Source organism: Paenibacillus sp. J22P90, from assembly GCF_059692195.1.
On record NZ_JCAUAY010000001.1, the window covers coordinates 430,473 to 441,220 of the forward strand.

The 10,748-nt window shown below is 43.2% G+C and carries 6 protein-coding genes and 2 pseudogenes; 6 read left to right on the plus strand and 2 right to left on the minus strand.

What is annotated here, in order from left to right; translation table 11 throughout:
* The first annotated feature begins 2 nt into the window (after positions 1-2).
* From aceB to AC58UX_RS01715, 4 genes and pseudogenes are all read left to right on the plus strand, one after another.
* The gene (aceB, locus tag AC58UX_RS01700; RefSeq protein ID WP_497250024.1) at positions 3-1,556 is read left to right on the plus strand and encodes a malate synthase A; all 1,554 of its coding nucleotides are present in this window, start codon (positions 3-5) and stop codon (positions 1,554-1,556) included.
* A gap of 109 nt (positions 1,557-1,665) precedes the next feature.
* Positions 1,666-2,994: a DRTGG domain-containing protein gene (locus AC58UX_RS01705; protein ID WP_497249095.1), complete on the plus strand. Its 1,329-nt coding sequence runs from the start codon at positions 1,666-1,668 to the stop codon at positions 2,992-2,994.
* Between the two features lie 67 nt (positions 2,995-3,061).
* Positions 3,062-3,583 (plus strand): annotated as a pseudogene (sigK, locus tag AC58UX_RS01710) (RNA polymerase sporulation sigma factor SigK); the annotation flags it as partial.
* A gap of 78 nt (positions 3,584-3,661) precedes the next feature.
* Positions 3,662-3,820: pseudogene (locus AC58UX_RS01715) on the plus strand (ATP-binding cassette domain-containing protein); the annotation flags it as partial.
* A 638-nt stretch (positions 3,821-4,458) separates the two neighbouring features.
* On the opposite strand, the gene AC58UX_RS01720 reads toward AC58UX_RS01715, so the two are convergent.
* Positions 4,459-5,313, minus strand: coding sequence for a helix-turn-helix domain-containing protein (locus tag AC58UX_RS01720; protein ID WP_497250026.1), 855 nt, complete (start codon positions 5,311-5,313; stop codon positions 4,459-4,461).
* A 131-nt stretch (positions 5,314-5,444) separates the two neighbouring features.
* On the opposite strand from AC58UX_RS01720, the gene AC58UX_RS01725 reads away from it, so the two are divergent.
* Together AC58UX_RS01725 and AC58UX_RS01730 are read left to right on the plus strand one after the other, a co-directional pair.
* Positions 5,445-6,581 carry a glycoside hydrolase family 88 protein gene (locus tag AC58UX_RS01725; protein ID WP_497249097.1) on the plus strand — a complete coding sequence of 379 codons (1,137 nt, stop codon included), beginning with the start codon at positions 5,445-5,447 and terminating at the stop codon, positions 6,579-6,581.
* Positions 6,581-8,104 (plus strand): hypothetical protein, encoded by a 1,524-nt coding sequence (locus AC58UX_RS01730; RefSeq protein WP_497249099.1) that lies wholly within the window; start codon positions 6,581-6,583, stop codon positions 8,102-8,104. Before AC58UX_RS01725 ends, AC58UX_RS01730 begins: the two co-directional genes overlap by 1 nt.
* A 142-nt stretch (positions 8,105-8,246) precedes the next feature.
* Here AC58UX_RS01730 and AC58UX_RS01735 read toward each other — a convergent pair whose 3' ends face one another.
* A complete protein-coding gene (locus AC58UX_RS01735) occupies positions 8,247-10,622 on the minus strand; it encodes an AraC family transcriptional regulator (RefSeq protein WP_497249101.1) in 2,376 nt (791 codons plus the stop codon).
* Positions 10,623-10,748: the final 126 nt, after the last annotated feature.

The following is a 10,748-nucleotide window of genomic DNA, read 5'->3' on the forward strand; positions in this document are numbered from 1 at the left end:
CCATGGGGGAGGAGAAGCGGCGAATTCTTACCCCGGAAGTCCTAACCTTCGTAGCGGATTTGGAGCGAACCTTCGGAGCCAGACGAAGAGAGCTTATGCAGCAGCGCAATCTGAGGCAGATGCGAATGGATGCCGGAGAGCTGCCGAGCTTTCATCCGAAAACCGCGTGGCTGCGCCAAAGTGATTGGACCATTTCGCCGATACCTGCGGATTTACAGGACTGTCGCGTTGAAATTACGGGTCCGGCTGGCGACCGCAAAATGGTCATCAACGCATTAAACTCAGGGGCGCATGTCTACATGGCTGACTTCGAGGACGCGAATTCTCCCACGTGGGACAATACGATCAATGGCCAAGTGAATCTGTATGATGCTGTTCGTCGAACCATTACATTTACCAGCCCAGAAGGGAAACGGTATGACTTAAAGCATCAACCCGCCGTGCTTAAAGTTCGTCCACGCGGTTGGCATTTGGAAGAAAAGCATATGAAGGTAGATGGGGGCCCTGTATCTGGATCATTATTTGATTTTGGCGTATTCTTCTTCCATAATGCGAAGGCGTTAATTCAACAAGGAAGCGGTCCTTATTTTTATCTACCTAAACTGGAAAGCTATCAAGAGGCACGATTATGGAATGATGTGTTTCTGTTTGCACAGCAGGAGATTGGCATTCCGCAGGGGACCATTAAAGCGACGGTACTCATTGAGACCATTGTTGCAGCCTTCGAAATGGACGAAATTTTGCATGAACTGTGTGAGCACAGTGCAGGGCTAAACTGTGGGCGGTGGGATTATATTTTCAGCTATATTAAAAAAATGCAAAAACAGCCTCACGTTATCGTTCCCGACCGTGCGCTCGTCACGATGGAATCGCCGTTCATGAAAGCTTATTCGCTGCTCGCCATCCAAACCTGTCATAAGCGTAATGCGCCTTGCATCGGGGGCATGGCCGCACAAATTCCGGTGAAGGACGATCCGGATGCGAATGAGGAAGCCATGGCGAAAGTGAGGGCGGATAAGCTGCGCGAGGTGAAGAATGGACATGACGGCACATGGGTGGCGCATCCTGGATTAGTTCCGATTGCAAAAGCCATTTTCGATGAACACATGCCGGCGGCTAATCAAATTGAAAAGCAGCTGACTGACATCGAAATCACGCCAGAGCAATTGTTGGAAGTACCGCAAGGGCCGATTACTGAGAAAGGAATTCGGACGAACGTTAGCGTTGGCCTACAGTATTTGGAAGCGTGGCTGCGCGGCTTCGGCGCTGTGCCGATCAATAACTTGATGGAGGATGTGGCAACGGCTGAAATATCGCGTGCGCAGTTGTGGCAGTGGATCCACCATCCACTAGCGGTTATGGAAGACGGACGCAAAGTGACGGCAGATCTATTTCACCAAATTGAATCCGAGGAATTAGAGAAAATTAAAGCGAAGCTTGGAGAAGAAGCGCTACAGCAGCGAAAGTTTGAGCTGGCAAGCGAGCTTTTTACCAAGATGACGATCTCCGAGGATTTTGAAGCTTTTTTAACGGAGCAAGGGTATTCGTATTTGTAAGGGACAGTAGTCTGCAGGGACAGAGCCTGAATAAGGGCTTCTGTCTTTTTTTTGTTGAATATTATATAATTATTTAAATGTTATATAACAGTTCAGTGAGGTGTGAACCATGAGTACGGGCCATTCGGAGCTTCATACGAAGCATGAACAAATTACGAAATATATTGAATCTTTGCCTGTAGGCACCAAGCTATCCGTTCGGCAAATCGCGCAAGATATGGATGTAAGTGAGGGAACGGCTTACCGTGCGATCAAGGAAGCTGAAAGTAGTGGTCTTGTTAGTACGAAGCGGCGGATCGGCACGATTCGAATGGAGAAAAAAGAAGAGCCCGTCATCGATAAATTGACGTTTGCGGAAATCGTGAATGTGGTGGAAGGCGTTGTACTTGGCGGCTCTTCAGGTATACAGAAGTCGCTGAACAAATTCGTTATTGGCGCCATGCAGCTAGAAGCCATGCTGAAATATATTGAATCAGGCAATTTGCTCATTGTTGGTAATCGCGTCCAAGCCCATATGTGTGCTCTTAGTCAGGGGGCTGGTGTGTTGATTACTGGCGGATTCGATACGACCCCAGAAGTGAAAGAATTGGCGGATGAACTGCAATTGCCGATTATTGGCAGCTCATTTGATACATTCACAGTTGCTACGATGATAAACCGTGCTATGGAAGACCGGCTAATTAAGAAAAAGATTATGATTGTCGATGACATCGTCCGTAAAGATACTCACATATACTCGTTACTAGCAACTAACACGGTCAAGGATATGCAGAAACTAGTTGAGGAAACGACGCATACGCGCTACCCAGTCATTGATGTCAACCAGGTGCCAATTGGCATCATCACGACAAAGGACATTATTGGAGCAAAGCCGATTCAGCTGATTGGCAGCTTAATGACTCCCAATCCGCTCATGATTAACTTGAAAACATCGGTAGCATCAGCGGGACATACCATGGTGTGGGAAGGCATTGAACTGCTGCCCGTCATTGATAACAATCGTAAGATGATCGGCGTTATTAGCCGCAAGGATGTCATGAAAGCCATGCAGCATATGCAGCGGCAACCTCAGAACGCCGAAACATTCGAAGTGCAGATCTACTCAGGGATCGATGAATTTCGAGATACAGAAGGCAAGATGTTCTTCAGGGGAACAGTTACACCGCAAATGACTAATTTTGAAGGCTTGGTCTCCGAAGGTGTACTAACAACGATCATGATTCGTGCAGCTTACCGCACAGTTCAAGAGCATAAGAAAGGTGATCTAATATTGGATAGTTCTTCCAGTTATTTTCTGATCCCTCTACAAATCGATGACGTCATTGAGATCATACCTTCCATCGTGGAAATGAGTCGCAGGTTTTGCAAGATTGATATGGAAATCTTGACGAATGGTACTCGAGTAGCAAGATCGATGTTTACTGCACGTATTTTATAGAAGGAAATATGTTTCTTCTAAACAAAGCTCATGGGAAAACCCTTGGGCTTTTGTATAATTTACCTTGCTTCGTGTCCATATCCTCAAAAAATTCGACAATACAGGAGAAGATTTGGAAGATTTGATCTCCATTGGGACGATCGGATTAATCAAAGCCATCGAATCCTTCTCCCCGAACAAAGGGACAAAGCTGGCGACTTTTGCAGCACGTTGTATTGAGAATGAGATCTTGATGCACCTGCGTTCCTTGAAGAAAACACGGAAAGATGTGTCCTTGCATGATCCAATTGGCACAGACAAAGAGGGGAACGAGATTACACTCATCGACATCCTCGGCAGTGAGGCTGACGATGTGGTGGATGCGGGGCAGTTGAAGATCGAAAAGAGTAAAATTTACAGAAATCTGGAAATTTTGGACGACCGTGAGAAAGAAGTCGTAGTCGGAAGGTTCGGGTTGGAGCTTGGTGGTGAAGAGAGGACGCAGCGGGAGATTGCGAAGGAGTTGGGGCTTTCGCGTTCGTATGTGTCGCGGATTGAGAAGCGGGCGCTCTTGAAGCTGTATCATGAGTTTTATAAGGCGAAGCGGTAAGGTAGGCAAGGTGACGGCGACTCATCGGTGAATCGTATTCTTCATTTATTTGGCTTCAAATAATGGGGGGCGAAGACAATGACAGCCTTAATTCAAATTGAGAATGTGAGCAAATTTTACCACATGGGTGGCGAGATCATACGGGCGTTGGATGACATTTCGTTAGATATCGCGCATGGTGAGTATGTTGCCATTATGGGCCCGTCGGGATCCGGGAAGTCCACGTTGATGAACATTCGATGTCTTCATGGAAAGGGGTTATCCTTATCCATAGCAACGTAAGCACATTCAAACAGTGAAGGGTTGCCGCTTGGCTGCCCTTACCCCGTTAACGGGAGACGAGAGTTAAAAAAATGTTACACGATCGAAATCTCATTCTCATTTGGTATTAATAATTAAAGTTTATAATAAAAATCGCCCCCCTTTAAAATATAAACTTAGACCCGCAGCCCGATGCTGTGGGTCTCTTTTTGTTATTGAACTAAAGGGAGGATAGTTCTAATTCTGGTGATATGAGGAAGAGTTAATAATGATCTACCGAGTGTATCAGATGCCTTATTTTTGAATAGGAATATTATTTCTAAGAAAAGAGGCGATGAAGGTTTGAGAAAATCTTTGCTCATAATGGCACGGTTTTCATTTATTATTGGCTGTTAAAAAAATGCTAATTATGTTGATTCTAAAATTCTTTCCATCAATTCATCAGGCTCTCACTTTGTAAATATCGGGTGACAAACCTCCTGGGCAATTCGTAAAGCCTTGAGGAATAAAGGTATCCAGTACTTTATTTTTTACTGTCAGATAGCTCATCTTGTATATCGATCAATCTTTACTAATGTGAGCAACTCACTTTCTAGAGTTGCTCACATTAGTTTTCATAACCGCTTCTTCCGATATTGCAACGGCGTGCATCCAACCTGACTTTTGAACAATTGAATGAAATAAGAGGGACTACGAATACCAATGGTGAGAGCTAGCTGCTCAATTGATAACTCTGTAGTATGGAGCATCAGGCAGGCCTGCCTTATACGTCTTACTGCTAGGTAGTCTTGAATGGTACTGCCAGTTTCTGCTTTGAATAAGCGAGATACATGGTGTTTAGAGAGATGAAGAAAGTCCGCTAGGGCATCTAATTGAAATTCCTCGTGAAGTCGCTCTTCCAGCCAAGTCATAATTTGTTGGGAATAGCGTTTCTGCACACCCTGCTCGTTGGGGATTGTTCGAGAGTGCTCAATCAAAAAGCGCAGGGTATCCAGTAATGGTAGCATTCGAACGGCAAAGTGTGACATTCGTTCTTGTGGCGTCATACGTTCTATATTACCTTGCAAAGCTTCTATTAGCACAGTGAAAAGTGTACTGATAGTCCCGGAGGTTAGGCAGGTAGCTTCTACGTGACCATCCCGAAACTCCTCATAGAATCGCAATAAAGCGGGAAATGGCTGCAAAAAGGGAAGTAATGCAAATGGTTCAAATTTGATGACTGTGCGGCAGTAAGGATGCTGTTCATCAATTTGAGCAAACACCTTATGCAATTGGTTAGGCGTGAAGAAATATAACTGACCAGGTTTCATTTCGTAGATACGTTCATTAACGATTACCGTTCCACGGCCTTCATGTATATATAAACATTCCAGCCCTTGGTGGTAGTGATAGTAGCCTTTTATCGGCTTACGATCTATTGCACGAATATTGAGGGTTAAGGGCTGGCTAGTGAAATCCATAATAAGCATTCGATTCAAAAGGATCTTCTCCTTAAATAATAGTGATCAATATAGAGACATTTTAACACAACATACTGACAAAAATACGGGTTATTTTCCGTTACGATAGAGGTAGATTGTTCATGAGGAGAGATGAAGTAATGATAACGGAAGATATTCGGCTTGAATCTACAGTTAAGGAGTGGGTGGCTACCGCTTGGCAGCAATGTATTGAAAAAGTACTAGTCACTAGTTCAAGGATTGGTATAGGGTTTCCTCACGTATCTAAGGACGGACGTTATGATGATAGAGAGGCCGATTGGTGGACGGCAGGCTTTTATCCAGGGCTGCTCTGGTTGTTGTATCGAGAGTCAGGAGAGGAAGTTTTCAAACACTATGCGCAGGGTTGCGAAACGAGACTCGATGAGCCCTTGCAGCAGTATGAAGCGTTGCATCATGATGTCGGATTTATGTGGAGTCTTAGTGCTATAGCACAGTACAAGCTACTGGGTGGGGAGGCATCGCGACGTCGGGGCCTGATAGCGGCTAGTCATATGGCAGCACGGTTTAATGTGAAAGGAGGATTCATTCGCGCATGGAACGGTCCTGGTGTCGAGGGCTGGGCAATCGTAGATTGTTTAATGAATCTACCACTGCTATATTGGGCGAGTGAAGAGACTGGAGACCCACGCTATCGCTGGATCGCTGAAGCACACGCAGATATGGCTGCGAAGGAATTCGTTCGTGCGGATGGCTCGGTTCATCACATCGTAACATTCAATCCGGAGACCGGCGAACGGACTGGCGCTAGAGGCGGACAGGGCTACTCGTCAGAATCAGCATGGTCACGTGGTGCAGCTTGGGCACTTTACGGTTTTGCGCTAAGCTACAAATATACTGGGAAAAAGATTTATCTGGATACGGCGCTTCGGGTAGCGCATTATTTCATTGCCCATCTACGTGAGGATCATGTCCCTAAATGGGACTTCAGAGCGGGACGAGACAGTGACCATATTGTGGACACGTCTGCAGCAGCCTGCGCAGCTAGTGGGTTACTGGAGTTAGCTGACTTGGTTGATGAGGGGGAAGCGAATTACTATCAGGCATGGGGAGAACGTATAACTTTAGCACTTTACGAAAGCTATGGGGCTTGGGGTACGGAGGAAGAAGGACTCATTGTCAAAAGTACGGTTTCCTATCCCGAAAATAGGGACGTACATGTTCCAGTCATCTATGGTGATTATTTCTTTGTTGAGGCGCTTTCCAAGCTGAAGGGACAAAAGGAGTTGTTCTGGTAATGAATCATGTCAGTCAGAAGCGAGAAAGCAAGACGGAATCAGTGACGAATCTTATGGTTAATTATGTGAATTATGAAGACTTCGGTGCAATGGGAGATGGCGAGACAGATGACATGTCAGCAATTTGTGCAGCTCATGCCTATGCCAATTTGCATTTTTTGCCGATTAGGACGAAACCGGATGCTACCTATTATATTGGTTCAAAGGCTTTGACAGCTGTGATCGAAACGGATGTAGATTGGAGTACTTCCAGATTTACTATTGACGACACGGCAGTAGAGAATAATAAAATGCCTTGTTTTCATGTGAAGTCGGTGCATAACCCCTTTGAGCTGAATATTCAGTCTCTGATCAGAGATCAGAAACAATTGGATATCTCTTTAGAGGACAATTGTTATGTTATTGTAACCAACGCCAACGTGAAAAAGTTTATTCGTATGGGCTTGAATCAGGACAATGGAACTGATCAGACGGACTGCTTTGTTTTGAATAAAGACGGGTTCATTGCTTCACCGATTGATTGGAATTATGAGGAGATTACCAAAGCTGAGGCATGGCCAATAGATAAGACTTTATTAAGAATCAATGGTGGTATCTTTACTACAATAGCTAATCGCGGAGAGTCAAAATATGATTATTATGATCGCGGGATAAGCATAAATCGTTCTAATACGGCGATTGACGGGGTAATCCATTATGTTACAGGTGAGGTAGGACACGGATCCCCCTATAACGGATTTTTAACTGTCAAGCGATGTGCGTATGTAACAATCCAGAACTGTTTTGTGAGTGGTCATAAGATTTATACAACCATTGGTTCGGCAGGTGAGCCTGTTACGATGGGATCTTATGATCTTTTGGTGAATAGTGTCATTGATTTTAAGCTGTTGAACTGTAGGATGAACAACATTACAGACCGAACCCGGTGGGGGGTTATGGGCTCAAATTATTGCAAGAATATTGTGGTAGAGAACTGTGTATTATCACGCCTGGACGCGCATGCGGGTGTCTCTGGTACGTATACCATCAAAAACAGTATGATCGGATGGCATGGCATCAATGCCATTGGCAGAGGATTATTAACATTAGATAATGTTGTATCTTATGGGAGTTCACTCGTACAATTTCGGAGTGATTACGGCAGCACGTGGGAAGGCAATGTTATCATCCGGGACTCCAAATGGATTCCATCCGTCGGAGATATCTGCACTCCCGAACTTTTTTCAATGAGTAATAATGGCGCGCATGATTTCGGCTATGTGTGCTACATGCCTCAAAATGTGGAGATTCTCAACCTGCATATAGATGATTCTAACGTGCCGGAAGACTATGAAGGCTTGTTTTTGTTTGCTGATCCTCATGACAATGAGAGTCATGATAAATTATCAGAGATGGATAACCCGCCGTATCCATACGTATCTTGCGAGAAACTAATTTGCCAAAATGTCACTACAGTGAGCGGTATGCAACCGAAAATATGTCGAAATCCAATGCCTTTTGCCGAGACAGAAGTGTTGATGTGAAAAAAGGGATTTGTCATGAGTAATCAGGCAACCGGCCAAATGGAAACCGGCCTTCGCTAGGGGAGACGGAATATGAGAAAGGAGCCAACTTTTTAGTTGGCTCCTTTTCTTTGTGCGCTCATTTAGAAGTTCGATTTTTTGTTCAGCCTTCTGGGATTTCACTAACTTTCGATTTCAATCGATACTCAGTCGGAGTGGCGCCGAATCGCTTTTTGAACAAAGTGAAGAAGTATTTCTTGTTTTCCCAGCCGATTTTGTCGATGACCTCATCAATATTATAGGAAGATTCTTTTAATAACTCAGACGCTTTTACTAGTCGGACTTCAGAGATATATTCGGCGATAGATTGAGAAGAATGCTCACGAAACAGTTTTCCAATATACGAGGAAGTCATCTTAAATTGGTCAGCCACCATATTGGTAGTGAGCGAATGGTTCATAAAATGGGCTTCAATGTACTTGATGACGTTTGATACGACGATCTCCGATTTCTCATCCTTGTTTTGCTTAATTCTTAGTACAATAAACTCGATAATGCTCAAAAATTCCGCATGAATTTGCAAGAGTGTTTCCAGATTTTTTATTTTATTGTCAAAGGAAACATAATCAAGCGCAAATGAAATCGTCCCGTTTTTTTCCATTAGATTGATCGTGTTAAAAATGCTAGTCGACAAGTATGACAAGGCAAACATGATGTTGTTGTAGCTGCAATCTGACAAGGTCTCGAACAAGCTTTTGAGTAAGGAACTTGTCTCGTCAAGACGACCTTTTTTCAACATATCGAGGAATTGCTCAATCAAAGCATTGTTGATATTAAATGCAGATAAGGAGGCGAAGTCCATCTCGTGTTGAAACAGAACGCATGCGTGACCGAATTTGATCCGATAATGGGACAGTTCGACAACTTCTTCGAACAGATGCCTCCCTGCCAGTAAACTCTCACCCGGATTACTTACAAATGCAGAAACACTTATTTTGCAGTAATGGGCATACACGTTCTGGATCTCTCGAATGAGGTGATTTAACTTATTGGTATACATGGTCGATTGATGCATCTCAACATCGTTCACCTCAACATTGAGGAGTGTAACAATCGTATTCCCCCCGTCATCCCATGTTTCACAAGGAAAGGAGGGATATACAATCTCGTTGATCATATTTTGCAGGGCGTATTTCAATAACGATTGATCCTTCATACTGTACTGTGATAGGAATGCCGTAAAATGGTCAATTTTAAACAAAATGACTACAATCGTGCTTTTTAAATCAATGGCGATCCCATGTTCCTTTATAGAGTCCTCATTTATTTCAAACGATGGATTGCTAAACATCAAATTTCTTAAATACTTTTGCTTAAGCGTAACCAAGTTTGACTTATGAAAAGATTCAAGAGAAGTTAGCTTATGGCTGGTAGATTGAAGTGAATTGAGAATAAAATCGAACTCGTTGCGATCATCTTGATTATCGTTCTTCGATTGGTCCAACTGACGAACCATAAATCGCAGATTGCGTATGGGAGCATATAAATTTCTAGTAAGCAAAAAAGCCGAAATTAAACAAATGATAATCATGATAAAACCGATTGATAATGAGATGCGCTTTACTTTCCCGATACTTTCCGATATGTACGAATAAGGAGTAATGTTTATCAATATCCATGGACTCGAATCATAAGTTGCATACGTAATGACAGAGGATTTGCCTTTGTAGTCCATAATCATAGTTCCCGATTTTTGAGTAGATGCTAATATGTTGGAGACAAATGGCTGGTTGGTTAAGTCCTCCCCGAACAAATCTTCCCCTGAATTAGAATTTGTAACAACACGTCCCTTGTGGTCAAGGATGAGAATATTGCTTCCCTGTAAAGAATTCGCTTCCTGTGAAGAAGATAACGGGATAAAAATCCAAGACATCCTGACATTAACGATTAGCGCATTTTTCAATTTTCTCGTACCAGGAAAGTATTCCGGCACGATATAGGTAAATACATCTTCCTTTTTTTCTGGATCTAACTCGGATACCGGTATCCTTCTAGGAATGGGAGTAAGAATACTGATAGGGTCGGAATCCGAAATCATTCGAACGATTTCTTTATCAATAAAGTCATTTTGTCGATAGCCGGTATTTGGGCCGACTGTATAGTAGGTTTTGGAATAACCATTATACAAGTAAGCAGATTGTAAAAAGGGGATACCGCCTAAGTAATTGTCAATATTCCGAATACTTTTCAAAACATCAACGACCGGAATATCTTGACCATACATCAAATTAGCTGCATCCGGACCACTGAAAATAGAGGAGGTAATGTTTTTTGCATAATTATTGGTTGTCAGAGCATTCTGAAAGATCTGATTCATTAGTTTCTCATTCGCCATATTTAGTAAGCCAATGCTATAGTTCTTGAAGTTGTAGTTCAGAAAAAAGGACAGCACCAGCACGATAAGTGTAATGAAAAAAGTGATCTTGATTAGTAGGTTGTTAAAATAATTCGGATTTTTGAAAGTAAATAGACGCCTCATGATGAATCCTCCCCTACCGCTCAAAATTGCTTGTCAGTCTCATGATTATATACGATACAGCCTGTCTAGGGAACGGAATCCGCCCTTTTTGAACTTAATTGCATATTTTAAACCTCGTTATTGAAC